This window comes from Bifidobacterium longum subsp. infantis ATCC 15697 = JCM 1222 = DSM 20088 (assembly GCF_000269965.1).
Classification (GTDB): domain Bacteria; phylum Actinomycetota; class Actinomycetes; order Actinomycetales; family Bifidobacteriaceae; genus Bifidobacterium; species Bifidobacterium infantis.
Genome location: NC_017219.1, coordinates 2,455,408 through 2,478,190 on the forward strand (window position 1 = coordinate 2,455,408; position 22,783 = coordinate 2,478,190).

General features: G+C 60.4%; 30 protein-coding genes and 1 pseudogene. 4 read left to right on the forward strand and 27 right to left on the reverse strand.

Annotated features, from left to right (window positions below):
* Positions 1-2: 2 nt before the first annotated feature.
* The 24 genes from infA to rpsJ all read right to left on the reverse strand — a co-directional run bounded on the left by infA (position 3) and on the right by rpsJ (position 12,301).
* Entirely contained in the window at positions 3-221 is a 219-nt protein-coding gene (gene infA / locus BLIJ_RS11445; RefSeq protein ID WP_003808114.1) for a translation initiation factor IF-1, read from the reverse strand.
* 176 nt (positions 222-397) lie between these two features.
* Positions 398-958, reverse strand: coding sequence for an adenylate kinase (locus BLIJ_RS11450; RefSeq protein WP_012578467.1), 561 nt, complete (start codon positions 956-958; stop codon positions 398-400).
* A gap of 169 nt (positions 959-1,127) precedes the next feature.
* Positions 1,128-2,465: a preprotein translocase subunit SecY gene (gene secY, locus BLIJ_RS11455; RefSeq protein WP_012578468.1), complete on the reverse strand. Its 1,338-nt coding sequence runs from the start codon at positions 2,463-2,465 to the stop codon at positions 1,128-1,130.
* A 273-nt stretch (positions 2,466-2,738) separates the two neighbouring features.
* Complete coding sequence (gene rplO, locus BLIJ_RS11460) at positions 2,739-3,191, reverse strand: 50S ribosomal protein L15 (RefSeq protein ID WP_008783622.1); 453 nt, start codon at positions 3,189-3,191, stop codon at positions 2,739-2,741.
* A gap of 2 nt (positions 3,192-3,193) precedes the next feature.
* Positions 3,194-3,379, reverse strand: coding sequence for a 50S ribosomal protein L30 (rpmD, locus tag BLIJ_RS11465; RefSeq protein WP_007053043.1), 186 nt, complete (start codon positions 3,377-3,379; stop codon positions 3,194-3,196).
* Positions 3,380-3,384: 5 nt separating this feature from the next.
* Positions 3,385-4,116 carry a 30S ribosomal protein S5 gene (gene rpsE, locus BLIJ_RS11470; protein WP_007053804.1) on the reverse strand — a complete coding sequence of 244 codons (732 nt, stop codon included), beginning with the start codon at positions 4,114-4,116 and terminating at the stop codon, positions 3,385-3,387.
* Complete coding sequence (gene rplR, locus BLIJ_RS11475; protein WP_007053041.1) at positions 4,113-4,484, reverse strand: 50S ribosomal protein L18; 372 nt, start codon at positions 4,482-4,484, stop codon at positions 4,113-4,115. The genes rpsE and rplR overlap by 4 nt, the downstream gene beginning before the upstream one ends.
* Before the next feature lies 1 nt (position 4,485).
* Complete coding sequence (gene rplF / locus BLIJ_RS11480) at positions 4,486-5,025, reverse strand: 50S ribosomal protein L6 (protein ID WP_012578469.1); 540 nt, start codon at positions 5,023-5,025, stop codon at positions 4,486-4,488.
* 17 nt (positions 5,026-5,042) lie between these two features.
* Positions 5,043-5,441, reverse strand: coding sequence for a 30S ribosomal protein S8 (gene rpsH / locus BLIJ_RS11485; protein ID WP_003829896.1), 399 nt, complete (start codon positions 5,439-5,441; stop codon positions 5,043-5,045).
* Positions 5,442-5,530: 89 nt separating this feature from the next.
* The gene (locus BLIJ_RS11490; RefSeq protein ID WP_003814530.1) at positions 5,531-5,716 is read right to left on the reverse strand and encodes a type Z 30S ribosomal protein S14; all 186 of its coding nucleotides are present in this window, start codon (positions 5,714-5,716) and stop codon (positions 5,531-5,533) included.
* 1 nt (position 5,717) lies between these two features.
* Entirely contained in the window at positions 5,718-6,290 is a 573-nt protein-coding gene (gene rplE / locus BLIJ_RS11495; RefSeq protein WP_007053039.1) for a 50S ribosomal protein L5, read from the reverse strand.
* Complete coding sequence (rplX, locus tag BLIJ_RS11500) at positions 6,287-6,622, reverse strand: 50S ribosomal protein L24 (RefSeq protein ID WP_007053803.1); 336 nt, start codon at positions 6,620-6,622, stop codon at positions 6,287-6,289. Before rplX ends, rplE begins: the two co-directional genes overlap by 4 nt.
* Before the next feature lies 1 nt (position 6,623).
* The gene (gene rplN, locus BLIJ_RS11505) at positions 6,624-6,992 is read right to left on the reverse strand and encodes a 50S ribosomal protein L14 (protein ID WP_003829893.1); all 369 of its coding nucleotides are present in this window, start codon (positions 6,990-6,992) and stop codon (positions 6,624-6,626) included.
* Positions 6,993-7,086: 94 nt separating this feature from the next.
* The gene (rpsQ, locus tag BLIJ_RS11510) at positions 7,087-7,347 is read right to left on the reverse strand and encodes a 30S ribosomal protein S17 (protein WP_007055338.1); all 261 of its coding nucleotides are present in this window, start codon (positions 7,345-7,347) and stop codon (positions 7,087-7,089) included.
* A gap of 2 nt (positions 7,348-7,349) precedes the next feature.
* The gene (rpmC, locus tag BLIJ_RS11515; protein WP_003829891.1) at positions 7,350-7,601 is read right to left on the reverse strand and encodes a 50S ribosomal protein L29; all 252 of its coding nucleotides are present in this window, start codon (positions 7,599-7,601) and stop codon (positions 7,350-7,352) included.
* The gene (gene rplP / locus BLIJ_RS11520; RefSeq protein ID WP_012578470.1) at positions 7,601-8,020 is read right to left on the reverse strand and encodes a 50S ribosomal protein L16; all 420 of its coding nucleotides are present in this window, start codon (positions 8,018-8,020) and stop codon (positions 7,601-7,603) included. The genes rpmC and rplP overlap by 1 nt, the downstream gene beginning before the upstream one ends.
* 6 nt (positions 8,021-8,026) lie before the next feature.
* Complete coding sequence (rpsC, locus tag BLIJ_RS11525; protein WP_012578471.1) at positions 8,027-8,830, reverse strand: 30S ribosomal protein S3; 804 nt, start codon at positions 8,828-8,830, stop codon at positions 8,027-8,029.
* A 2-nt stretch (positions 8,831-8,832) separates the two neighbouring features.
* Entirely contained in the window at positions 8,833-9,192 is a 360-nt protein-coding gene (gene rplV / locus BLIJ_RS11530) for a 50S ribosomal protein L22 (protein ID WP_007053035.1), read from the reverse strand.
* 16 nt (positions 9,193-9,208) lie between these two features.
* Entirely contained in the window at positions 9,209-9,487 is a 279-nt protein-coding gene (rpsS, locus tag BLIJ_RS11535) for a 30S ribosomal protein S19 (RefSeq protein ID WP_003814508.1), read from the reverse strand.
* A gap of 15 nt (positions 9,488-9,502) precedes the next feature.
* Positions 9,503-10,333, reverse strand: coding sequence for a 50S ribosomal protein L2 (gene rplB, locus BLIJ_RS11540; protein WP_012578472.1), 831 nt, complete (start codon positions 10,331-10,333; stop codon positions 9,503-9,505).
* Positions 10,334-10,369: 36 nt separating this feature from the next.
* Positions 10,370-10,666 carry a 50S ribosomal protein L23 gene (gene rplW / locus BLIJ_RS11545; protein WP_007053033.1) on the reverse strand — a complete coding sequence of 99 codons (297 nt, stop codon included), beginning with the start codon at positions 10,664-10,666 and terminating at the stop codon, positions 10,370-10,372.
* A 5-nt stretch (positions 10,667-10,671) separates the two neighbouring features.
* The gene (gene rplD, locus BLIJ_RS11550; RefSeq protein ID WP_007053032.1) at positions 10,672-11,328 is read right to left on the reverse strand and encodes a 50S ribosomal protein L4; all 657 of its coding nucleotides are present in this window, start codon (positions 11,326-11,328) and stop codon (positions 10,672-10,674) included.
* 6 nt (positions 11,329-11,334) lie between these two features.
* Positions 11,335-11,976 carry a 50S ribosomal protein L3 gene (rplC, locus tag BLIJ_RS11555; protein WP_012578473.1) on the reverse strand — a complete coding sequence of 214 codons (642 nt, stop codon included), beginning with the start codon at positions 11,974-11,976 and terminating at the stop codon, positions 11,335-11,337.
* 16 nt (positions 11,977-11,992) lie between these two features.
* Complete coding sequence (gene rpsJ / locus BLIJ_RS11560; protein ID WP_012578474.1) at positions 11,993-12,301, reverse strand: 30S ribosomal protein S10; 309 nt, start codon at positions 12,299-12,301, stop codon at positions 11,993-11,995.
* A 413-nt stretch (positions 12,302-12,714) separates the two neighbouring features.
* On the opposite strand from rpsJ, the gene budA reads away from it, so the two are divergent.
* Both budA and BLIJ_RS15125 read left to right on the forward strand, forming a co-directional pair.
* Positions 12,715-13,482, forward strand: a complete 768-nt coding sequence (gene budA, locus BLIJ_RS11565; RefSeq protein ID WP_012578475.1) for an acetolactate decarboxylase — start codon at positions 12,715-12,717, stop codon at positions 13,480-13,482.
* 91 nt (positions 13,483-13,573) lie between these two features.
* Positions 13,574-14,245 (forward strand): annotated as a pseudogene (locus BLIJ_RS15125) (hypothetical protein).
* Positions 14,246-14,473: 228 nt separating this feature from the next.
* Here the strand turns inward: BLIJ_RS15125 and adhE are convergent.
* Positions 14,474-17,203 (reverse strand): bifunctional acetaldehyde-CoA/alcohol dehydrogenase, encoded by a 2,730-nt coding sequence (adhE, locus tag BLIJ_RS11575; RefSeq protein ID WP_012578477.1) that lies wholly within the window; start codon positions 17,201-17,203, stop codon positions 14,474-14,476.
* Positions 17,204-17,717: 514 nt separating this feature from the next.
* Here adhE and BLIJ_RS11580 point away from each other — a divergent pair.
* The gene (locus tag BLIJ_RS11580; RefSeq protein ID WP_012578478.1) at positions 17,718-18,911 is read left to right on the forward strand and encodes an ROK family transcriptional regulator; all 1,194 of its coding nucleotides are present in this window, start codon (positions 17,718-17,720) and stop codon (positions 18,909-18,911) included.
* Positions 18,908-21,448: a glycogen debranching protein GlgX gene (glgX, locus tag BLIJ_RS11585; RefSeq protein WP_012578479.1), complete on the forward strand. Its 2,541-nt coding sequence runs from the start codon at positions 18,908-18,910 to the stop codon at positions 21,446-21,448. The genes BLIJ_RS11580 and glgX overlap by 4 nt, the downstream gene beginning before the upstream one ends.
* 90 nt (positions 21,449-21,538) lie before the next feature.
* Here glgX and rpsI read toward each other — a convergent pair whose 3' ends face one another.
* Both rpsI and rplM read right to left on the reverse strand, forming a co-directional pair.
* Complete coding sequence (rpsI, locus tag BLIJ_RS11590; protein ID WP_003829868.1) at positions 21,539-22,030, reverse strand: 30S ribosomal protein S9; 492 nt, start codon at positions 22,028-22,030, stop codon at positions 21,539-21,541.
* A 22-nt stretch (positions 22,031-22,052) separates the two neighbouring features.
* Positions 22,053-22,502 carry a 50S ribosomal protein L13 gene (gene rplM, locus BLIJ_RS11595; protein WP_012578480.1) on the reverse strand — a complete coding sequence of 150 codons (450 nt, stop codon included), beginning with the start codon at positions 22,500-22,502 and terminating at the stop codon, positions 22,053-22,055.
* Between the last annotated feature and the right edge of the window lie 281 nt (positions 22,503-22,783).

A 22,783-nucleotide genomic window follows, 5' to 3' on the forward strand; every position in this document is an offset into this window, starting at 1 on the left:
CTTTACTTGTAACGGTACGTAATGCGTCCGCGGTTCAGGTCGTAAGGGCTCATTTCGAGCACGACACGATCCTGCGGCAGAATACGAATGTAGTTCTTACGCATTTTGCCGGAAATCGTGGCGAGCACGATGTGCTTGTTCTCGAGTTCAACGCGGAACATCGCGTTAGGCAGTGCTTCCACGACCTGTCCTTCGACTTCAATCACACCGTCTTTTGCCATGTGCCTCTAGTCCTATTCCGTTGGATGATTACTATGGCATATCCGAAGACACACCAACTGTCAACTATATACGCACATACCCCTGTACGAACACTTGGCGTGTCGCACAGGGGTATGGAAACATTGATGTGGTATTTCGGCATCACTCCGGCTTGTTGGCCGGGCCGCCGAACCTACTACTCAAGGTGGCTGATGATACGGCCGCTGATCTCGTCGATGTCGCCGACGCCGTTGACCACGACGAGCAGACCGCGAGATTCGTAGATGTCGAGCAGCGGAGCGGTTTCCTTCTCGTAGGTCTCCAGGCGCTTGGCGATGGCCTCCGGAGTGTCGTCAGCGCGGCCCTGCTCGGCGGCGCGCTTCTTCATACGCTCCAGCAGCACGTCGCGGGCGGCTTCGAGGGCCACCACGTGGTCGAGCGGAGTGTCGAGGTCGGCGAGCATCTCGTCGAGAGCGGTGACCTGGGCGGCGTTACGCGGGTAGCCGTCGAGGATCCAGCCGTTCTTGCAGTCTTCCTTGGCCAGACGATCCTTGACGATCTTGTTGGTCAGGGAGTCAGGAACCAGCTCGCCCTTGTCGGTGTAGCTCATCGCCTCAAGACCGAGTTCGGTCTTGTTTTTGATGTTGTAGCGGAAGATGTCGCCGGTGGAGATGGTGGGGATGTTGAAGTGCTCGGCGAGCAGAGCAGCCTGGGTGCCCTTGCCCACGCCCTGGGGGCCCATGATGAGCAGACGCATGGTGGTCTCCTTTTGTGTCGGTTATTAATACGGTTTCGGCTCCCTTGGTTAAGGGAGCCATTGAGTTATATATGGAAGAAAGATTGCTCCGTCGTGGAACAGTCCACTGGACTGTTCCACTCCTCGCGCGCCCGCCTGCCCATTGCGGGCGGCCGCTGCCAAGCGGGCGTCAGCCTTCTTTGTGGTCCACGTTTTCGAACAGGAAGCCGGTGTACTGGAACTGTTCGGTCTGGGCCTTGGCCTGACGCAGGGTGTCGAGGCCCACGCCCGCGATGATCAGGATCGTGGTGCCGCCGAACGGCAGCTTGGCGTTGAGGCCGAGGGCCATGATCAGCACGGTCGGGATCAGGGCCACGAACAGCAGGTAGACGGCACCGACGGTGTTGAGTCGGTTCATCACGTAGGTCAGGTAGCGGCTGGTGGCGTTGCCGGCGCGGATGCCGGGGATGAAGCCGCCGTACTGCTTCATGTTGTCCGCGGTCTCGTCCGGGTTGAACGTGATCGACGTGTAGAAGAAGCAGAAGAACACGATCATCAGCGCGTACAGCGCGATGTACCACACGGAGGTGGTGTTCGCCAGGTTGGCGTTGATCCACTTGACCCAGGACTGGTCGGACTTGCCGAACTGGGCGATCAGGGTCGGGATGGCGAGGATCGAGGAGGCGAAGATCGGCGGGATCACGCCGGACATGTTGATCTTCAGCGGCAGATAGGTGGAGGAGCCGCCGTACATCTTACGGCCGATCATACGGCGCGTATACTGCACCGGGACGCGGCGCTGGCACAGTTCGACGAAATCGACGAAGATGAGGATGACCACGAGCACGCCCACGACGATGCCGAACTTCAGCCAGTCGCCGTTCTTGCCGTTGGTGCCGTAGCCGATCTCCCACAGCTGCGGCAGGAAGCCGGAGCAGATGGACATGAAGATCAGGATGGACATGCCCTGGCCGATGCCCTTGTCGGTCACGAGCTCGGCCATCCACATGATCAGACCGGTGCCGCCGGTCATGATGAGGACCATGACCACGAGGTTCCACACGGAGCCGTCCGGGATGACCTGGTCGCAGCGGTAGTTGAACAGGGCGCCGGAGCGGGCGGTCACCAGGATGGTGGTGGACTGGAGCACGGCCAGGCCGATGGTCAGGTAACGGGTGTACTGGGTGAGCTTGGCCTCGCCGGACTGGCCCTCCTTGTGCAGGGCCTCGAAGCGGGGGATGACCACGCGCAGCAGCTGCACCACGATGGACGCGGTGATGTACGGCATGACGCCCAGCGCGAAGATGGACAGCTGGAGCATGGCACCGCCGGAGAAGAGGTTCACCAGGCCGATGAAGTTCTCCTGGGAGGCGCTGCCGATGGTGGCCATGCACTTGTTCACCACGTTGTAGTCCACGCCCGGGGTCGGGATGAACGATCCGATGCGGTAGACGATGATGATGAACAGGACGAAGAGAATCTTCTTCCTCAACTCTTTGGTCTTCAGGGCCTGGATTAGTGTCCTCACCTGGATTTCCTCCCTATAGCGCGCCAATCACGCGAAATACACAAACTAACGAACGAGCATAGTCTACAGTGCCTACTTCGGCCACTTCATATCTCGCGGATGTTACCTGAATTATGCTCCGTCGTACTGAACGGGGGGAAGCATACTCAAAACGATCATTGTGTTGAGACTGCTTCTCTGCGCTCAGAACAACAATTCTTTAGAAAAGGGAACCCCCGTCCACCTATTGGCGGACGGGGGTTGTACAGCCTATTGCGCTCCCCGTAGGACTAATCAGTCCTCGGAAACGGAACCGCCGGCGGCCTCGATCTTGGACTTGGCGGAAGCCGAAGCCTTAACACCCTTGAGGGTAAAAGCCACGGTGGTCTCGCCGTCGCCCAGAACCTTCACCGGAGCGTTGTCACGAACAGCGCCCTTGGCGATCAGGTCGGCCACAGCAACCTCGCCACCCTCGGGGAAGAGCTCCACGAGACGAGCGATGTTGATGACCTGGAACTCGACCTTGAACGGGTTCTTGAAGCCACGAAGCTTCGGCAGGCGCATGTACAGCGGCAGCTGGCCGCCTTCAAAGCCCGGACGCACGTGGTTACGCTTCGTCTGGCCCTTGGCGCCACGACCGGAGGTCTTGCCCTTGGAGCCTTCACCGCGGCCCACACGGGTGCGGTCCTTCTTGGCACCCGGGGCGGGCTTCAGGTCGTGCATCTGCAGGATTTCGTTATCTGCCATAATCAGTCAACCTCCTCAACGGTGACCAGGTGACGCACGGCGTTCACCAGACCACGGTTGGCCGGGGTGTCCTCGCGGACAACGGTCTTACCGATCTTGTTGAGGCCGAGGGTCTTGACGGTGGCGCGCTGAGCCGGGGTACGGTTCACGATGCCGTGGTGCAGGGTAATCTTCAGGTTCTTAGCCATGAGTATCACTCACCATCCTTCTCTTCGGCGGCCTTAGCGGCAGCAGCCTCTTCGCGAGCCTTGCGAGCCTCGGCAATGCCGGCGGCACGGGCGCGCAGCAGAGCATCGGGAGCGACCTCGTCGAGCGCCAGGCCACGACGGGCGGCGATCTCCTCGGGCTCTTCGAGCTGCTTGAGGGCGTCGACGGTAGCGCGCACCACGTTGACAGCGGTGGCGGAGCCCATCGACTTGGTCAGGACGTCGGTGATGCCCGCGCATTCCATGACGGCGCGCACGGAGCCACCGGCGATTACACCGGTACCCGGGGCGGCCGGACGCAGCAGGACGGTGCCGGCAGCGTCGTGACCCTGAACCGGGTGGGTGATGGTGCCGCGGACGCGAGGCACAGAGAACATGTGCTTCTTGGCGTCCAGCTGGCCCTTGGCGATGGCGGCCGGGACTTCACGGGACTTGCCGTAACCGACACCCACGGTGCCGTTGCCGTCGCCGACCACAACCAGTGCGGCGAAGCTGAAGGTACGGCCACCCTTGTGGGTCTTGGACACACGGTTGATGGTCACCACGCGATCGAGCAGCTCGTCGCCGTGGTTTTCCTCACGACGGTTACGACGCTCGCCACGACGGCCTTCACCGCGCTGGCCACGACGACCCTTGCGGTCCTCGTTGTTGGATTCGGTCGCCACAGTGTTCTGAGTTTCTTCAGCCACTTGGGTTTCCTTCGTTTCGTTGTCGCTCACAGTGCAAGACCTCCCTCGCGGGCGCCATCAGCAACGGCTGCGACGCGACCGGTGTACTTGTTGCCACCGCGGTCGAACACGACTGCGGTGATGCCGGCAGCCTTGGCCTTCTCGGCGATCAGCTCGCCGACCTTCTTGGCGGCCTCAGTCTTGGTGCCTTCGAAGCCGGCGAAGTCGGCCTGAAGGGTGGAGGCGGACACCAGGGTAATGCCCTTGGTATCGTCGACCACCTGAGCAACCATGTGACGGTTGGAGCGGGTGACCACCAGGCGCGGACGCTCGGGGGTACCGGAGATGCGCTTGCGGATACGCGCGTGACGGCGCTTGAGAGCTACCTTCTTGCCTTTTCCGAGAATAGCAACGCTCATATCACTTACCAGCCTTTCCAGCCTTGCGCAGGATGCGTTCATCGGCATACTTGATGCCCTTGCCCTTGTAGGGTTCCGGAGCGCGCAGCTTGCGGATGTTGGCGGCAACCTGGCCCACGACCTGCTTGTCGGTGCCTTCGACAACCACGTGGTTGGCGTCGGTCACCTTCAGGGTGATGCCTTCGGGCGGGTTGACGGTGATGGTGTGGGAGTAGCCGAGGAAGAACTCGATGCCCTTGCCCTTGGCGACGGCGCGGTAACCGGTGCCGACGATCTCAAGAGTCTTGGAGTAGCCATCGTGAACACCCTTGACCATGCCGGCCATGATGGAGCGGGCCAGACCGTGCTTGGCACGGGTCGGACGCAGGTCATCAGCGGCGGTCAGGACGATCTCGTTGCCTTCAACGGCAGCGGTGATGCCTTCCGGAACCACGTAGGAGTCAGAACCCTTGGCGCCCTTGGCGGAGAAGTTCTGGCCTTCAATCTTGACTTCAACGCCAGCAGGGATGGCGATGGGGAGCTTACCAATATGCGATGCCATGTTTCAGCTCTCCTTTCTCACCACACGAAGGCGACAATTTCGCCGCCAATGCCTCGGTCGAGGCATTCCTTCTGAGTCAGCAGTCCCGAAGAAGTCGAGATGATGGCGATACCCAGGCCACCGAGCGGCATCGGCAGGGAGTCGGACTTCGCGTAACGACGAAGGCCCGGCTTGGAGATGCGCTTGATGCCCTGAATGGAACGCTCACCGTTCGGACCGTACTTGAGGGTGACCTCAAGAGTCTGGCCGACCTTGGCTTCCTTAGCGGTGAAGTCCTTGATGTAGCCTTCGCGCTTCAGGATCTCGGCGATGTTCGCCTTGAACTTGGAGTACGGCATATCCACGGTTTCGTGCTTGGCCGCGCTCGCATTACGCAGACGCGTAAGCATGTCTGCGATCGGATCTGTCATTGTCATTTGGGCTTGTTGCCCTTTCTCGCTATGGTTTCCGCCGCCCTCACGCTTCTTCTAGAAGCGTTCGGGCCGCGGACCTTCAGCGTCGATGTTTACCAACTGGACTTCGTAACGCCGGGCAGTTCACCGCGGTGAGCCTTCTCACGAAGGCAGATGCGGCACAGGCCGAACTTGCGGTAGACGGAGTGGGGACGACCGCAGACCTGGCAGCGCGTGTAAGCGCGGACCTTGAACTTCGGCTTGCCGGCCGCCTTGTTCTTAAGAGCGGTTTTTGCCATATCAGTTCTCCTTGAAGGGGAAGCCGAGGTGCTTCAGCAGCGCGTAAGCTTCCTTGTCGTCCTTGGTGGAGGTCACCACAGTGATGTCCATACCGCGCACGTGATCGATCGAATCAGGATCGATCTCGTGGAACATGGACTGCTCGGTGAGACCAAAGTTGTAGTTGCCCTGGCCATCGAACTGGTGGCCGTTGATGCCGCGGAAGTCGCGGATACGGGGCAGCGCGAGGGTCAGCAGACGGTCCAGGAACTCCCACATGCGGTCGCCACGCAGGGTGACGTACGCACCGATGGCCTGGCCCTCACGCAGGTGGAACTGCGCGACGGACTTCTTGGCCTTGGTGATCTTCGGCTTCTGGCCGGTGATCAGGGTGAGGTCCTTGACGGCACCTTCGATGAGCTTGGAGTCGCGGGCAGCGGCACCAACACCCATGGAGACGACGACCTTCTGGACACGGGCAACCTGCATCGGGTTGGAGTACTTGAACTCCTTCTCGAGCTCAGGAATGATCTGCTCGTTGTACTTGACCTTCAAGCGCGGGGTGGCCGGCGCTTCGACAGTAGTATCGGTCATGCCAGCTCCTTTCCGGACTTCTTGGCGACGCGCACGCGCACGGTCTTCACCTTGCCGTCACGCGCCTCTTCCTTAACGGTGATGCCAACGCGGGTCGGCTGCTTGGTCTCCGGGTCGATGACCATCACGTTGGAGCGATGGATCGGAGCCTCAGTGGAGACGATGCCAGCCTGCTGGCCCTGCTGCGTTGCACGCACGTGCTTCTTGACGATCTGCACGCCTTCGACGATCAGTCGATCGTTGGAGAGCACCTGCTTGACGGTGCCTTCCTTGCCGCGGTCCTTGCCGCGGATGACCTTGACCAGGTCGCCGCTCTTGATCTTGGCTGCCATGTCAGATCACCTCCGGGGCGAGGGACACGATCTTCATGAACTTGTGCTCGCGCAGTTCACGACCGACCGGTCCGAAGATACGAGTGCCCTTCGGTTCACGGCCGGAGCCGAGAATGACGGCGGCGTTCTCGTCGAACTTGATGTAGGAACCATCCGCACGGCGGGATTCCTTGACGGTACGGACGACAACGGCCTTAACCACGTCGCCCTTCTTGACCGACCCGCCAGGAATGGCGTCCTTGACGGAGGCGACGATCACGTCGCCGATGCCGGCATAGCGTCGCTTCGATCCGCCGAGCACGCGGATGGCGAGGAGTTCCTTCGCACCCGTGTTGTCGGCGACATGAAGCCGCGTTTCCTGCTGAATCATTGATTCTCCTTAGCCGAGCTGGTTCTCCCCATTTACCGGGGCATCGTGGTTGCCCATAATGCCCCGGTAAATGGCGAGCCTTGCCGAACTTTACTTACTTGGCGCGCTCGATAATGGATTCGAGACGCCAGCGCTTGGTCTTGCTCAGAGGCCGAGTTTCCATAATACTCACGAGGTCGCCAATGTGGGCGTCGTTGTGTTCATCATGGGCCTTGACCTTGCTGGTGGAACGAACGACCTTGCCGTACAGCGGGTGGGTCGAACGCTGCTCGAGCTCGACGGTAATCGTCTTGTCCATCTTGTCGGACACGACGTAGCCGCGGCGAACCTTACGGAAGTTACGCTCTTCAGCCATAATCACTTCTCCTTGGATTCGGTGGCGGCCGGCTCCTGGCTGATGCCAAGCTCACGCTCGCGAAGCACGGTGTACATGCGGGCGATGTCGCTCTTGACAGCCTTGAGACGGGCGGTGTTCTCGAGCTGACCGGTGGCGTGCTGGAAGCGCAGGTTGAACAGCTCTTCCTTGGACTTCTTCAAGAAGCCTTCGATTTCCGCGTTGGTCTTCTCGTTGAGATTCTTGATGGAGTAATCAGCGGTACCGACTGCCATCAGATATCACCACCTTCACGTGCGATAATGCGGCACTTCATCGGGAGCTTGTCGATAGCGCGGCGGAGGGCTTCCTTAGCGACGTCCTCGGACACACCACCGATTTCGAACATCACGCGACCAGGGCGCACGTTCGCAATCCAGAACTCCGGGGCACCCTTACCGGAACCCATTCGGGCACCGAGCGGGTGCTTGGTCAGCGGACGATCCGGGAAGATCGTGATCCACACGCGGCCACCACGCTTGATGTAGCGGGTCATGGCGATACGCGCGGCTTCGATCTGACGGTTGGTCACGTAGGCCGGGGCGAGGGACTGGATGCCGAAATCACCGAAGTTGATCTCGTTGCCACCCTTGGACATGCCAGAACGCACAGGGCGGTGCTGCTTGCGGTACTTAGTCCTCTTGGGGATAAGCATTCTTGCTCACTCCTTCGTTTCTGCAGCCGGAGCGGCCTCGGCGGGAGCCTCAGCCTTGGGGGCTTCGGCGGCCTGCGGGGCGGCGGAACGGTTGCCACGGCGCGGGCGGCGATCGCCACCACGACGGCCCGGACGGTTGTTCTGCTGAGCCTGCTGCTCTTCGAACTCGGATTCGGTCATGTCGCCCTTGTAGATCCAGACCTTGACGCCGATACGGCCGTACGTGGTCTTGGCCTCGAAGAAGCCGTAATCGATGAGGGCGCGGAGGGTCTGCAGCGGAACGCGGCCCTCACGGTAGAACTCGGAACGGCTTATTTCCGCACCGCCGAGGCGGCCGGAGAGCTTGATGCGGATACCCTTGGCACCGGCGCGCATGGCGTCCTGCTGGGCCTTACGCATGGCACGACGGAAGGTGACGCGGTTGGTCAGCTGCTCAGCGATGCCCTGAGCGACGAGCTGGGCGTCCAGCGCGGCGTTCTTGACTTCGAAGATGTTGAGCTGGACCTGCTTGCCGGTCAGCTTCTCGAGCTTGGCGCGGACGCGCTCAGCCTCGGCGCCACGACGACCGATCACGATGCCCGGACGGGCGGTGTGAATGTCGACGCGGACGCGGTCGCGGGTGCGCTCGATGACGATGCGGGACACGCCAGCGCGCTCGAGGTCCTTGCTCATCTCCTTGCGGATCTGATCATCCTCAAGCACGAAGTCGCGGTAGCGTTCGCCGGCCTTGTTGGAGTCGGAGAACCACTTGGAGCGGTGGTTCTCAGTGATGCCCAGACGGTAGCCAAACGGATTGATCTTCTGACCCATCTTTAGCGGGCTCCTTCCTTGTTAGCCACGACGACCGTGATGTGGGAGGTGCGCTTGTTGATACGAGCGGCGCGGCCCTGGGCACGAGCGCGGAAGCGCTTGAGGGTCACACCTTCGTCAACGTAGGTCTCCTTGATGTACAGGTCGTTCTCGCGGAACGGCTCGCCGGCCTTATCGGCCTTCACACGAGCGTTGGCGATGGCGCTCTCCAGGGTCTTGCGGACCGGCAGGGCCGCAGCCTGAGGGGCGAACTTCAAAATGGTGACGGCTTCGGTCGCCTTCTTGCCGCGGATGAGGTCGACCATGCGGCGAGCCTTGCGCGGCGTCACGCGGACGTGACGAGCGATTGCTTTAGCTTCCATGTTCTATTCCTTATCCTTAGCGACGGGCCTTCTTGTCGTCCTTCACGTGACCCTTGAAGGTCTTCGTGGGGGCGAACTCACCCAGCTTGTGACCAACCATGGCCTCGGTGACGAACACCGGGACATGCTTGCGACCATCATGAACGGCGAAGGTGTGTCCGATGAAATCAGGGGTGATCATCGAACGACGGGACCACGTCTTGATGACGTTCTTGGTGCCCTTCTCGTTCTGCTCGTCGACTTTCTTCTGCAAGTGGGCGTCGACGAAGGGGCCCTTCTTGATGCTACGAGTCATCTTCTCGATACTCCCTTACTTGCGGTTCTTGCCGGACGGACGGCGACGAACAATCATCTTGTTCGAAGCCTTCTTCGGACGACGAGTACGAACCTCGCCCTTGCCCCACGGGGAGACCGGCGGCTTACCACCGCGGGTACGACCGCCGTGCGGGTGGTCGACCGGGTTCATGGACTCACCACGGGTGATCGGACGGTGGCCGATCCAGCGGGCGCGGCCAGCCTTGCCGAGCTGAATGTTGGCGTGGTCCTCGTTGCCGACCTCGCCGACGGTAGCGCGGCAGCGCGCGTCGACGTTGCGGATTTCGCCGGACGGCATACGCAGCTGAGCGTAGGCGCCATCCTTGGCGACGAGCTGAACGGCGGCACCAGCGGAACGAGCGATCTTGGCGCCACCCAGCGGGCGGAGCTCGATGGCATGAACCACGGTACCGGTCGGGATGTTCTTCAGCGGCAGGTTGTTGCCCGGCTTGATATCAGCCTGAGCACCGGTCTCGATGACGTCGCCCTGCTTGATGCCCTTCGGCGCGATGATGTAGCGCTTCTCGCCATCTGCGAAGTGCAGGAGGGCGATACGGGCGGAGCGGTTCGGATCGTACTCGATCTCGGCAACCTTGGCGGGCACGCCGTCCTTGTCCCAACGCTTGAAATCGATGAGACGGTACTGACGCTTGTGGCCGCCGCCGCGATGACGGGAGGTGATACGGCCGTAAGAGTTACGACCGCCGGTCTTGGACTTCTTGCGAACCAGCGACTTCTCAGGCGTAGAACGAGTCAGCTCGGAGAAATCCGAGACGGACGCGTTGCGGCGGCCTGCGGTCGTCGGCTTATAAACGCGGATAGCCATAATGTAGTTCTTCCTTTAACTTTTCTCGGCTAGCCTTCAGTTACCAAAGATGTCGATCGTCTGGCCCTCGGCGACGGTCACGATCGCACGCTTCTGGGAAGCGCGCTGGCCGAAACCGGTGCGAGTGCGCTGCTTCTTGCCAGCGCGGTTGAGGGTGTTGACGTTCGTCACCTTGACCTTGAAGATCTCTTCGATTGCCTGCTTGATCTGCACCTTGTTCGCATCCGGAGCCACCACAAAAGTGTACTGGCCACGGTCGGAAGCGGCGTAGCTCTTCTCGGAGACGACGGGCTTAAGAATCACGTCGTGAGCGGGCTTGTGAATAGCGACCATCTAAATCAGGCCTCCTTCGGCTCGGTCTTGGCAGCCACGAAAGCCTCGAAGGCTTCCTTGGTGAAGACCACGTACTGCGAGGTAATCACGTCGTACGTGTTGAGCTGATCGACGAAAATCGGGTGAACGGTCGGGATGTTGCGCACGGAGAGCCACTCGTTGATGTTGTCGCGAGTGAAGACGACCGTGGTGAACTTGTCCGCGGTGATCGGGGCCAGGGCGGCGACAGCGGCCTTGGTGGACGGCTCGGTGATACCGAACTCCACCACGGCAACGCGACCGGCGTTGGCGCGATCGGACAGGGCGTAGCGCAGAGCTGCGGCCTTCATCTTCTTGGGGGTGCGCTGAGAGTAGTCACGCGGCTGCGGGCCGAACACGGTGCCGCCGTGGTACCACTGCGGTGCACGGATGGAGCCCTGACGAGCACGACCGGTGCCCTTCTGCTTCCACGGCTTCTTGCCGCCGCCGGAAACCATGCCACGAGTCTTGGTGGCGTGGGTGCCCTGACGAGCAGCAGCGAGCTGAGCGGTGACAACCTGGTGGATCAGCGGGATGTGAGCCTGGACATCCTCGGCGGAAACGCCGAAGAGAGCCTCAGGAGCTTCAACGGTGCCGGTGGCCTGGCCCTTGGCGTCGGTGACGTTCAGAGTAACGTTTGCCATGGTTTATCAGGCTCCCTTCACAGCCGAGCGGACGAGAACGATGCCGCCCTTGGGGCCAGGAATGGCGCCCTTGATGGCGAGGATGCCGTTCTCGACATCAGCGGAGACGATGATCAGGTTCTGGGTAGTGGCGGTCACATGACCCATGCGGCCGGCCATACGCTTGCCCTTGAGAATACGGCTCGGAGTGGCGCATGCGCCCACAGAACCGGGACGGCGCTCGTTCTTGTGAGAACCGTGAGTACGGCGGTAGGACTTGAAGCCCCAACGCTTGATGGTACCGGCGAAGCCCTTACCCTTGGTGGTGCCGGTCACGTCGACCTCAGCACCCTCTTCGAACAGGTCAGCGGCCAGTTCCTGGCCGGCCTCGAACTGATCGACGTCATCGGTGCGCACTTCGACGAGGTGGCGACGCGGGGTGACACCGGCCTTGGCAAAGTGGCCAGCCAGCGGCTTGGTCACCTTGGTGGGGTCGATGGCGCCGTAGCCGAGCTGGACAGCCTTGTAGCCGTCAGATTCCTCGGTCTTCACGGCGGTCACCACGTTGGTGGACACGTCGACAAGAGTGACGGGCACGAAGAAGCCGTTCTCGTCCCATACCTGGGACATGCCGAGTTTCTTGCCCAGCAGAGCCTTGCGATTAGACATAATGCTTCCTCCTCCCTTACAGCTTGATTTCGATGTTGACGTCCGCAGGCAGATCGATGTGCATCAGGGAGTCCACGGCCTTGGGGGTCGGGTCCACGATGTCGATGAGGCGCTTGTGAGTGCGCATCTCGAAGTGCTCGCGAGAATCCTTGTACATGTGAGGAGAACGGATAACACAGAAGACGTTCTTCTCGGTCGGCAGCGGAACGGGGCCAACAACAGTTGCGCCCGCGTTCGTCACCGTTTCGACGATCTTCTTCGCCGATTGGTCGATGACCTCGTGGTCATAGGACTTAAGCCTGATGCGGATTTTCTGTCCCGCCATTGCCGTCCGCCCTTTCTAGCGATGTTCGTTGTACTGTTTACCAACCTGCTTCTAGGGCACCGGCGCGCATGGCCTCCCTTGGACATACGTCCTCTGGCGGTCATCCGACATCAGTGCGCGGTTTCCGGCTGTCACTTCACTTGAAGTGGCTCCCGGCCCGCGCTCGCTTTTTTAATTCCAATTTGCGAGCCCAAATCAGGCAACTTGTTTATTCAAGCATTGAGGTGGGACAGCGCGGAGGAATTCGCGCGTGTCGCGCTCATGCCGTTCGTATTACCTCGCGGCATAGCCGCTCCGCGTGTCGCCTACCAACATCCTTCTGAGGCTTACCTATATATAGTGGTATAGCTCACGTTGGCGAATATGGATTGATTAATTGAGTTGGATGGTAACACGAATTACTCTTAAGGCTCGTGACACAATCACTGGCAAAGAACATCAAACCTATTCGTGAGCACGGCGCCAACGTGTTATATCAGCACGGCACTCTGGCCTTACTCGTGCCGGGGCTGCTGGAAGGTACCACCACCATCGGCGAATTGCTCAAGCATGGCGACACCGGCATCGGCACCGGCGAGGGCTTGGACGGCGAGCTCATCATCCTGGATGGCGTGGCATACAAGATAGGCCAATCCGGTGTGGCCGAACGCGTGCCGGACGACTTCACCATGCCATTCGCCAACAGCCATCGCGCGGCCTTCCAGTACCAGTGCGAGCGTCATGATATCGGCCTAGAAGAGCTCAACGATAAGATCGTCAAGGCGAACGGCCGCGCGAACACGTTCTTTTCGGTAATTGTGCGCGGCACGTTCAGCTTCATCAAGACGCGCGCGGTCATCAAGCAGCAGGCACCCTACCCCACGCTGGTGGAGGTGGCCGACCGGCAGGCCGTGTTCCTGCGCCACGACGTCAAGGGCACCATGCTCGGGTACTTCTCCCCCGTGATGTTCCACGGCGCGGCTGTGGCCGGATTCCACGAGCACTTCCTGTCCGACGACAAGACGTTCGGCGGCCATGTGCTCGATGCGGTGCTTGAGCGCGGCAAAATCTACAGTCAGGTGTTCGATACCTTGGTGCAGCATCTGCCGGTGGACGACCCTGATTATCGCAACCACGACTTCAGCCAAGATCCGATAGCCGAGGCCATTTCCAGCGCCGAGGGCGATACTCAACGAGATTAGTCTCGCATAAACACAATGTGAGCCAAATGAACATTTCCGAACAATCGCACATGTTGCATAATGGCGGAAGCACTGGCTTCTCGCACTTCCTATGTTCGATTGTCGCAATGCAGGTCTCACATCTTTCTTATTGAGAACCATTCGCTGCGATATCATGACAGATATGACTTCCCGCCGCAAGACTCTTAAACGCGATTGGTTCGACAACCAACCTGGCGCATGGGTAATGGTTATGCTACCCGCTGCGGCTGAGGAAGGAGCGCTCGCTGTGGGGCAATGCCGTGTCGGCCATGGCCACGGTGATCGCGTCGTTTGGCAGCGCTGTTGAGACGGCATGTGTTATGCCCATCAACGCAGCACATGCCTCGTGCGCAGCCGCTGATGTCACCGCCACACGCGCCGCCGGATTTGAGCCAGATATTCGACCTTCACGCCTGGTGGCCTGCGGGTTCATTGCCCGTGAACGGGCTGATTGCCACTGTGCTGTTTGCGCTGACGCAGTATGGGTCGGTTTTGGTGGTCAAAACCATGATCCGGGAACGCGGGGTGGCGGCTTCGTGGGTATGGCATGTGGCGCTATTGCTGCTAGCCGCCGTGCCGGCTGGACGCAGCCCGTATCTGATTGCGATGACTGTGCTGCTGTTGGCCCGCGCCGTTGCGTTGCCGGGTTACACGGCGCACAATCTTGAAGCCCGTGGTGACCGGCATTACCGAGGCGTTTGCCAGCTTTATTGCTTTTGGCTGCATTATTGCGGCGATTTAGCGACGCTTCAGCGATTCCATGGGGCGGTAATTCCCTCATGGGGCGGTAATTGGCCCATGGGGCGGACGGTAAAATTTTACCTTCCGCAGAATAGAGCCGTTTTCGTACACCGCCCCATGGGGTTTTCACCGCCCCATGAGTGGGTTACCGCCCCATGGAGGTACCTGCTGGCTGCAACACCGCGGTTGGTGGCTACTGCTGGTGCCAGCAGCCGCCAACCGCCTGCAATCAGCGCTCGGAGGCTTCCTCAGTGGCGGCCTCGCCCTCGCGCTCGATGCGCAGCTTGTGGCCTTCCGCCTGGGAGACGCCGTAGTAGGCACCGACGGCGATGTCCTTCATGTCGTTGATCAGCGGGATGCGCGGGTTGGCCGGGGTGCACTGGTCCTCGTAGGCGCGCATGCCGATCTGATCGAGCACGGACCAGAAGTAGTCCTCGTCCACGCCGCAATCCTGGAAGCTCTTGTTCATGCCGAGCTTGTTGTCGCGGTAGTCCTCGACGGCCTTCGCCAGGTTCTCCACGGCTTCGGCCGGGGTCTTGCCGGTGTCGATGCCGAGGTTGCGGGCGATGTCCTGGTAGCGCTCCGGGGCGATGTACTTGTTGTACTTCGGCCAAGAGGTGGGCTCCTCAGGAATCTGGCCGTTGTAGCGAATCACGTACGGCAGCAGGATGGAGTTGGTGCGGCCGTGGGCGATGTGGCATAGGGCACCGATGGTGTGGGCCATGCCGTGGCACATGCCGAGGAACGCGGAGCCGAATGCCATGCCGGCCATGGTGGCGGCGTTGTGCATCTTCTCCTGAGCGTCGGTCTTGGCCAGGCCGGGCTCGCCGTTGACGGACTCAGCCAGGTTGTCCCAGATGAGCTTGGCCGCGTGCAGGGCCATGCCGTCGGTGAAGTCGTTCGCGTACACGGACACGTAGGCTTCCATCGAGTGGGTCAGGGCGTCGAAGCCGGCGTCGGAGGCCAGCTTGCGCGGCTGGGTGCGAGCCAGCACCGGGTCCACGATGGCCACGGACGGGGTCAGCGCGTAGTCGGTGATCGGGTACTTGTAGCCGGTCTTGTGATCGGTGATCACGGCGAACGGGGTGACCTCGGAGCCGGTGCCGGAGGAGGTCGGGATGCACACGAGCTTGGCCTTCTTGCCCAGCGGCGGGATCTTGAACGCGCGCTTACGGATATCGAAGAACTTCTCGCGCACGTCGGAGAAGGCGATTTCCGGGTGCTCGTAGAGCAGCCACATGATCTTGGAGGCGTCCATCGGGGAGCCGCCGCCGACCGCGATGATCGTGTCCGGCTCGAACTCCTCGCGCATCATCTCAGCGCCCTTTTCGACGGTCTCGACGGAGGGCTCCGGCTCGACGTAGTCGATGATGCGGAAGGTCACACGGTTGGAGCGGGCGCGCAGCTGGTCGATGACCTTGTCGACAATGCCGAGCTGTTCCATGACCTTATCGCACACGATGACGGCCTTCTCGATGCCGTACATGTCGCGCAGGTACTTGATGGCGTTCGGCTCGAAGTATGTCTTGGCCGGGATCTTGAACCACTGCATGTTGTTGTTCCTCCGAGCAATGCGCTTGATATTAACGAGATTCACGGCCTGCACGTTGCCGGACACCGAGTTGCCGCCGTAGGAGCCGCAGCCCAGGGTCAGCGACGGGGCGATGGCGTTGTAGATGTCGCCGATGCCGCCAAGGGAGGAAGGCTGGTTCCAGATGATGCGGCAGGCGTGCATACGGACGCCGTACTCACGCACGAGCTCCTGGTTGTTGGTGTGGATGGCGGCGGTGTGGCCGGCACCCAGCTTGAGCATCTTCTCGCACATCTCGAAGGCCTGCTCCTTGTCGTCGGCCTTGAGCACGGCCTGCACCGGAGCGAGCTTCTCGTGGGTCAGCGGCTCGTCGTCGGAGACTTCCTTGCACTCGGCGGCCAGAATGGTGGCGTCGGCCGGAATCTCGAAGCCGGCGGCCTTGGCGATGAACTGCGGGGACTTGCCCGGCACCACGGAGTTCAGCACGGGCTTGACGCCGGAGCCGGCGGCGCAGCCGAACATGTACTGTTCCAGCTTGGCCTTCTCTTCGGCGTTGACGAAGTAGGCCTTACGGACCTTGAGCTCCTTGATGAGCTGGTCGTAGACGTCCTTGTGGGCGATGATGGCCTGCTCGGTGGCGCAGATCATGCCGTAATCGAAGTGCTTGGAGAGCACCAGATCGTTGGCGGCACGCACGATGTCCACATCGGAATCAACATAGGCCGGGGCGTTGCCGGCACCCACGCCGAGGGCGGGCTTGCCGGAGGAGTAAGCGGCCTTGACCATGCCCGGACCACCGGTGGCGAGGATCGTGGCCACGCCCGGGTGCTGCATCAGCGCGCCGGTGGCCTGGATGGACGGGTGCTCGATCCACTGGATACAGTTCTCGGGAGCACCGGCCTCAATGGCGGCGTCGCGCACAATCTTGGCGGCCTCGATGGAGCACTTCTGCGCGCCGGGGTGGAAGCCGAAGATGATCGGGCAGCGTGTCTTCAGGGCGATGAGGGACTTGAAGATGGCGGTGGAGGTCGGGTTGGTAACCGGAGTGACGCCGGCTACCACGCCGACGGGCTCGGCGACCTCATCGATGCCCATCACGTCGTCTTCACGGATGATGCCGACGGTCTTCTGGCCGGCCAAGTAGTTGGTGACGTGCTCACAGGCGAAGATGTTCTTGGTGGCCTTGTCTTCCACGAGACCACGGCCGGTCTCGTCGACAGCCATCTTGGCGAGAACGAGGTGCTTGTTCAGAGCGGCGATGGAGGCCTTGGCGACGATACGGTCAACTTGCTTCTGGTCGAGGTTCTCGAATTCGTCGAGAGCCTTCTTGGCACGGGCAACCAGCGCGTCAACCTCGGCCTCAGCTGCGGCCCGCTTCTCTTCCGGGGTCGGCTTGGCGGCTTCGACCTTCTTCTTTGCTTCTGCCACTTGGGGTCCTCCTCGATCTTCTTGGGGTATATGGCAAAGTTCTGGGCCATCGCCTCGTCACCTCAGTTGCACCAGCGGGATACCGCCTCAGTAACCGAAAATGACCGGTGATGCGTTGTCACACTGCATATGTGACCTGAGTCACAATATACCGAACGGTCCAGCGCGATGCATACGCACAAAATCGACGGCGTTTCACGTTTGATATTGAACAGTTTTTGTTAAGAGTTGTGCGAAATATCGAACAAATCCTCACTTTATTCGGCGATTTGGTACTTTTCGTTCACTTTTTGCCGAGAATCAAACGCCCGCGAACAACACAATACAAGAACTTTTTTAAAGTAAGTTTTCAAAAGCGCTCATTCTCTCCACATTTCTAGAAAATTGATTTAAAAAAGTACCCAAAATCGCCTACAAATATACGATTGTTACCTCATAACCTCCGCGTCGAGGCACATGAAAGCCACTTTCATAAAGTACACTTGCATATATCTCATCGCACAAAGGGGTAACTATGAGGGCAATGCCATCGACCGCAGTGAAAGCGCGCAACCGTAGTGCCATGACCCAGTATCTGTATGGCCATAGCCATGTCACCAAACAGGAACTGGAACGCGAACTCGGTCTCAGCCTGCCCACCATCACCCAAAATCTGCGCGCCCTAGAGGATGACGGACTCATCCGCAAAGGCGAACTGCAGGATTCCACCGGCGGGCGCAAGGCGCAAAGTTATGAGTTCAATCCCGATCATCGCACTGCCATCGGGGTAGTGATGCGGTCCAACGAACTGCGCCTGTGCGCGATTAACCTGTACGGCAACGTCATCGAAAAACGCAACGAGGCCCTGCCTTACCGCAACACCAACGTTTACTACCAGCGTATCGGCGACATCATCAACAACTTCGCCGCCGACGTCGAAAAGAAGCACGGCAAGGCGCTCGGCGTCTCGTTCGCCATCCAAGGCATCCTCTCCCCCGACGCCACCACCATCACCTTCGGCACCATTATGGGCAACACTGGGCTCACGCTCGAAACCATCAGCCAATCGGTCCATTACCCGTGCATGATGATCCACGATTCCGATGCCTCAGCCATGGCCGAACTCTGGTTCGACTCCACGCTCACCGATGCGGTGTGCGTCTATCTGGAGCGACGCCCGGGCGGCGCGGTGATCGTGGGAGGCAAGCTGTATCAGGGCCCGAACCAGTGCAACGGCGCCATCGAACACATGACGCTGGTGCCGGGCGGCCGCGAATGCTACTGCGGCCAGCGCGGTTGCATGGACACCTACTGCTCGCCGGAGACCTTGTCCGAGGATTACGAAAGCATTCCCGGCTTCTTCAGCGTGCTCGAGCAGGGCGAACGGCATCATCGCGAGCGCATGGATGAGTGGCTGGATTACGTGGCGCAGGCCATCGTCAACGCGCGATCCATCATCGCGGGCGACGTGATTGTCGGCGGTGAAGCAGCCCAGCATCTTGAAGACAGCGACATCGAGGATCTCAAGGCGCGCGTCATCAATCGTAGCCCGTTCGGCACCGACCATTTCAATCTGCGCAAAAGCTACCGCGCCGAAGATCAGAACATCATCGGTGCCGCGTTGCGGTTCGCCGAGAATTATCTCGACGATATCTGTGGTGCTGTGGAACGCGGCAGGAAATCAAGGGCTTCCACCAAAAGTGACAACACGTCTACAATGGAGGTATGAAAAACCCACCGTTGCATCGTTACGCCACTCGCCCAGGGCTGTACTTCACTGACGACGGTGGGGCTGACGCCGTTGTTCGTTCCGAAACCGCCGATCAGGTTTGGCTATGCGTACTGGAGCCCATTGATGAGCCCGGCGCTTTCTTCCAAGACGCCATCCGCCTGTTCGAGGACCCGAATATCTCCTTTATCCAGCAGATTCATGAGTTCCCGGTATGCACGCGCATTATCGAACATTTGTATCTGCGCGAGACCCTGTTCCGCATGACCGGGCCGAACTACGGCCTGTGGTACGTGCACCTGCCCAAAGCATGGGACGGCATGCGTTATGGCTACCGCGTGGACGGCGCATGGGACCCGAAACACGGCGTGCGCTTCAATCCATACAAATTCCTGCTTGACCCGTATGGCAAGGGCATCGACGGCTCCATGGAGCTCACCCCCGCCGCCTTCTCCTATGAATGCGATGTCGTGGACCGCAAGGTAATCGGCTCGGCATACGGTGCCATGAGCACCGTAGACTCGCTCGGCCATGCGCCGGTGTCCGTGGCCATCGACGATCGCGACATCCACAAGCACGAGGCCGATCCGCAGCACCCGCATGTGCCGTGGCGCAAAACCGTCATCTATGAGATGCACGTCAAAGGCTTCACCGCCAACGCACCGTGGCTGCCCGAATCATTGCGCGGCACATACGCCGGACTCGCCCACCCCACCACGCTCGCCTATCTGCAGGGTCTAGGCATCACATCCATCGAACTGCTGCCGATTATGGCCAAGCAGGACGAGCTCTTCCTGCAAGAACACGGCCGCAAGAACTACTGGGGCTACTCCACTCTCAGCTACTTCGCCCCCGAACCCTCCTACGCCACTAAAGCCGCCCAGGAGAAGGGCGCGGCCGCCGTGCGCCAAGAAGTCATAGACATGGTGCGCGCACTGCACGAGGCCGGCTTCGAAGTCATCATGGACGTGGTCTACAACCACACATGCGAAGGCGGCGTCGAAGGCCCGACGGTCTGCTGGCGCGGCCTCGACGACCTGGCCTACTATCGCCATCAAAAATCCAATACCGGTCGACTCGAAGACACCACTGGTTGCGGCAATACGCTGGATTTCACCAACACGCATGTGGCCACCTTTGCCATCGACTCATTACGATACTGGGCCAAGCGTATCGGCATAGACGGTTTCCGCTTCGACCTTGGCGTCTCGCTGGCCCGTCTGGAAGGCGAATTCACCCATCATCACCCGTTCCTCTACGCCCTGCGTTCCGATCTGCTGCTGGGCAACCTGAAGCTCATTATGGAGCCGTGGGATCTGGGCAACCTCGGCTGGCGCACCGGCCAATTCTCCGTGCCGTTCGCCGAATGGAATGACCGCTTCCGCGACACGGCCCGCACCTTCTGGCTTGAAGATGTGGACGGCGGCTCCGATTTCGGGCGTATCAGTTTGCAGGAGATGGCCACACGACTCTGCGGCTCGGCCGATCTGTTCGCCACCGAACCAGGGCGTGGCGCTCCGGCCTCCATCAATTTCGTGTCCTGCCACGACGGTTTCACGCTGACGGACCTCACCAGATACCGCTCCAAGCACAATGAAGCCAACGGCGAAAACAATAATGATGGCTCATCGGTGAACCATTCCGCCAATTTCGGCGTCGAAGGCGTCACCGATGATCCAGACGTCATCACGGCACGCGAACAGGCGGCCATGAACATGATCGGCATGCTGCTGCTCTCGCTGGGTACGCCGATGATGCTCGCCGGCGACGAATTCCGCAACACACAGGACGGCAACAACAACGCCTACTGCCAAGACAACGACATCACGTGGCTGAAGTGGGATTGGATGTATTCCACCAACAAGACACGCGAGATGCGCCGCTTGAAAACCGTGTCTCGACTGGTGGCGCTGCGTAAATCACTGGACCTGTATCACCACGAGGATTTCTTCACCCGACTGACGCAGCTCGGCCTGCTCAAGCCCTCAAGCCGCGTGCAGTGGTTCCTGCCCGACGGCACCACGCCGATGGAGCGTGACTGGTTCGATTTGGGCGTACGTAGCTTCACCATGCGATTGCTGTCCAACAGTGAGGTGGACGTGTGCATTGTGGTCAACGGCACCGCTGATGACCGCGCATTCCGCCTGCCGCCAGACACTCACTGGACGCCTAAATGGTGCTCGGCCGAAATCAACGGCCGCCGAGCCGGGCATGGCACTCAGGTCGAGGAATGCGATTTGAACGGTGACACCGCCGTCCGGACGCAGCATGTACCGAACGCCAGCGAGACAGTACGCAAGCTGGTCGAAGAAATGTCCATGCAGCGTACGGAATCCTCGACTGAGAATGAAGCGGATGCCATCGAATTCGCGATGCCAGTAACGGATCACGCCGCAAACGGCACCTCGTCCGCGCCTCGGGATGAGGTATCAGCTGATATGCCTGATGCCCCTGTGGATGACACGCCGGACACTCCCGTCGACGACAATGTCTGGACCATGCCGGCGCTGAGCATCACGCTGATGAAGCAGGTGTGAGTCACACTCAAAACGGCACGACATAAACACAAAGGCTCTCCGTGGAATTCCACGGAGAGCCTTTGTATGCTCGGTACAGGACAAGCGAAATTAACGCTTGGAGAACTGCGGGGCGCGACGTGCCTTGTGCAGACCAGCCTTCTTGCGCTCCACGACGCGAGCGTCGCGGGTCAGGAAGCCAGCCTTCTTCAGGGCGGCGCGGTTGGCATCACGATCGATGGCGTTCAGAGCGCGGGCAACGCCGAGGCGGATGGCGCCGGCCTGGCCGGTGGTGCCGCCGCCGTCAACGAGGACGATAGCGTCGAACTTGCCTTCGAGCTTGAGCAGAACAATCGGGGAGTTGACCTCACGCTGCAGCAGCTTGGAGGGGAAGTACTCCTCCAGAGTGCGGCCGTTGATGGTCCACTTGCCGTCACCCGGAACCAGACGGACACGGGCGACAGCCTCCTTGCGGCGACCGGTGCCGTAGCCCGGCTCGATCGCGGAGGTGCCGGTGCCAGCGCCAGCGTTGGTCTCGGTGGTGTAGTTGGTGAGCTCCTCTTCGGTCTCGACAACCTGGGAGTCGTTGGTGTTTTCAGCCATGATTCTTATCTCCTCTCAGGTTTCACTTGGCCTGCTGCGAGACCTGGGCGATCTCGAAGACCTGGGGCTTCTGCGGGGTGTGCGGGTGCTCGGCGCCACGGAAGACACGCAGGCGGTCGAGCTGCACCTTGGCCAAACGGTTCTTCGGCAGCATGCCCTTGACAGCGTTCTTGATGATGCGCTCGGGGTTCTTCTCGAGCAGCTCGGCGTAGGAGTCACGACGCAGACCACCGGGACGACCGGAGTGCGAGTAGAGTTCCTTGCCCATCTTGTTGCCAGTCAGAGCAATCTTGTCGGCATTGATGATGATCACGTGGTTGCCGGAATCGGCGTGCGGAGCGTAGGTCGGCTTGTTCTTGCCGCGCAGCAGAACTGCAGCCTGGGTGGCGAGACGGCCGAGCACCACGTCGGTGGCGTCGATGACGTACCAGTCATGAGTCAGATCAGCTGGCTTCGGAGTGAAAGTTTTCACTGGATTACCTTTTCTATATTGTGTTCCGGGTCTCAGCTGCTTGGCGTGGCTTGGTCAGGGCCGCATCCAAGAGGCATCGAACCTCATTATCCGTGGGCTCCCTGAAAGTCCTCGATGGCGAGTGGGATAGCGCTTTGAAGGACCCCTTAGGGAAACACAACAATCCACTAGTATATCGCCGGGCTTGACATAGGGCAACTGGGGACACTCCATTGGGTTTATGGCTTCTCTTCCCCTATTTATGGTCTCTCTCCCACCCACTTCGGCTAACCGACTCACCT

Bases quoted from the DNA above. Each gene is read 5' to 3' on its own strand.
- BLIJ_RS11490 (WP_003814530.1), bottom strand. From the start codon at position 5,716: ATGGCAAAAACCGCTCTTAAGAACAAGGCGGCCGGCAAGCCGAAGTTC.
- BLIJ_RS11450 (WP_012578467.1), bottom strand. From the start codon at position 958: ATGCGTCTGCTCATCATGGGCCCCCAGGGCGTGGGCAAGGGCACCCAG.
- rplV (WP_007053035.1), bottom strand. From the start codon at position 9,192: ATGGAAGCTAAAGCAATCGCTCGTCACGTCCGCGTGACGCCGCGCAAG.
- rplN (WP_003829893.1), bottom strand. From the start codon at position 6,992: ATGATTCAGCAGGAAACGCGGCTTCATGTCGCCGACAACACGGGTGCG.
- rpsJ (WP_012578474.1), bottom strand. From the start codon at position 12,301: ATGGCGGGACAGAAAATCCGCATCAGGCTTAAGTCCTATGACCACGAG.
- rpmC (WP_003829891.1), bottom strand. From the start codon at position 7,601: ATGGCAGTCGGTACCGCTGATTACTCCATCAAGAATCTCAACGAGAAG.
- rpsC (WP_012578471.1), bottom strand. From the start codon at position 8,830: ATGGGTCAGAAGATCAATCCGTTTGGCTACCGTCTGGGCATCACTGAG.
- rpsI (WP_003829868.1), bottom strand. From the start codon at position 22,030: ATGGCTGAAAACACCAACGACTCCCAGGTTGTCGAGACCGAAGAGGAG.
- rpsH (WP_003829896.1), bottom strand. From the start codon at position 5,441: ATGACAATGACAGATCCGATCGCAGACATGCTTACGCGTCTGCGTAAT.
- rplE (WP_007053039.1), bottom strand. From the start codon at position 6,290: ATGACCGATACTACTGTCGAAGCGCCGGCCACCCCGCGCTTGAAGGTC.
- rplD (WP_007053032.1), bottom strand. From the start codon at position 11,328: ATGGCAAACGTTACTCTGAACGTCACCGACGCCAAGGGCCAGGCCACC.
- rpmD (WP_007053043.1), bottom strand. From the start codon at position 3,379: ATGGCTAAGAACCTGAAGATTACCCTGCACCACGGCATCGTGAACCGT.
- rplW (WP_007053033.1), bottom strand. From the start codon at position 10,666: ATGGTCGCTATTCACAAGCCCGCTCACGACGTGATTCTTAAGCCCGTC.
- rplO (WP_008783622.1), bottom strand. From the start codon at position 3,191: ATGGCAGATAACGAAATCCTGCAGATGCACGACCTGAAGCCCGCCCCG.
- rpsS (WP_003814508.1), bottom strand. From the start codon at position 9,487: ATGACTCGTAGCATCAAGAAGGGCCCCTTCGTCGACGCCCACTTGCAG.
- rplR (WP_007053041.1), bottom strand. From the start codon at position 4,484: ATGAGCGTTGCTATTCTCGGAAAAGGCAAGAAGGTAGCTCTCAAGCGC.
- rplX (WP_007053803.1), bottom strand. From the start codon at position 6,622: ATGGCAGCCAAGATCAAGAGCGGCGACCTGGTCAAGGTCATCCGCGGC.
- rplF (WP_012578469.1), bottom strand. From the start codon at position 5,025: ATGGCATCGCATATTGGTAAGCTCCCCATCGCCATCCCTGCTGGCGTT.
- rplP (WP_012578470.1), bottom strand. From the start codon at position 8,020: ATGCTTATCCCCAAGAGGACTAAGTACCGCAAGCAGCACCGCCCTGTG.
- BLIJ_RS11580 (WP_012578478.1), top strand. From the start codon at position 17,718: ATGAGGGCAATGCCATCGACCGCAGTGAAAGCGCGCAACCGTAGTGCC.
- infA (WP_003808114.1), bottom strand. From the start codon at position 221: ATGGCAAAAGACGGTGTGATTGAAGTCGAAGGACAGGTCGTGGAAGCA.
- rpsQ (WP_007055338.1), bottom strand. From the start codon at position 7,347: ATGGCTGAAGAGCGTAACTTCCGTAAGGTTCGCCGCGGCTACGTCGTG.
- rplB (WP_012578472.1), bottom strand. From the start codon at position 10,333: ATGGCTATCCGCGTTTATAAGCCGACGACCGCAGGCCGCCGCAACGCG.
- rplC (WP_012578473.1), bottom strand. From the start codon at position 11,976: ATGTCTAATCGCAAGGCTCTGCTGGGCAAGAAACTCGGCATGTCCCAG.
- glgX (WP_012578479.1), top strand. From the start codon at position 18,908: ATGAAAAACCCACCGTTGCATCGTTACGCCACTCGCCCAGGGCTGTAC.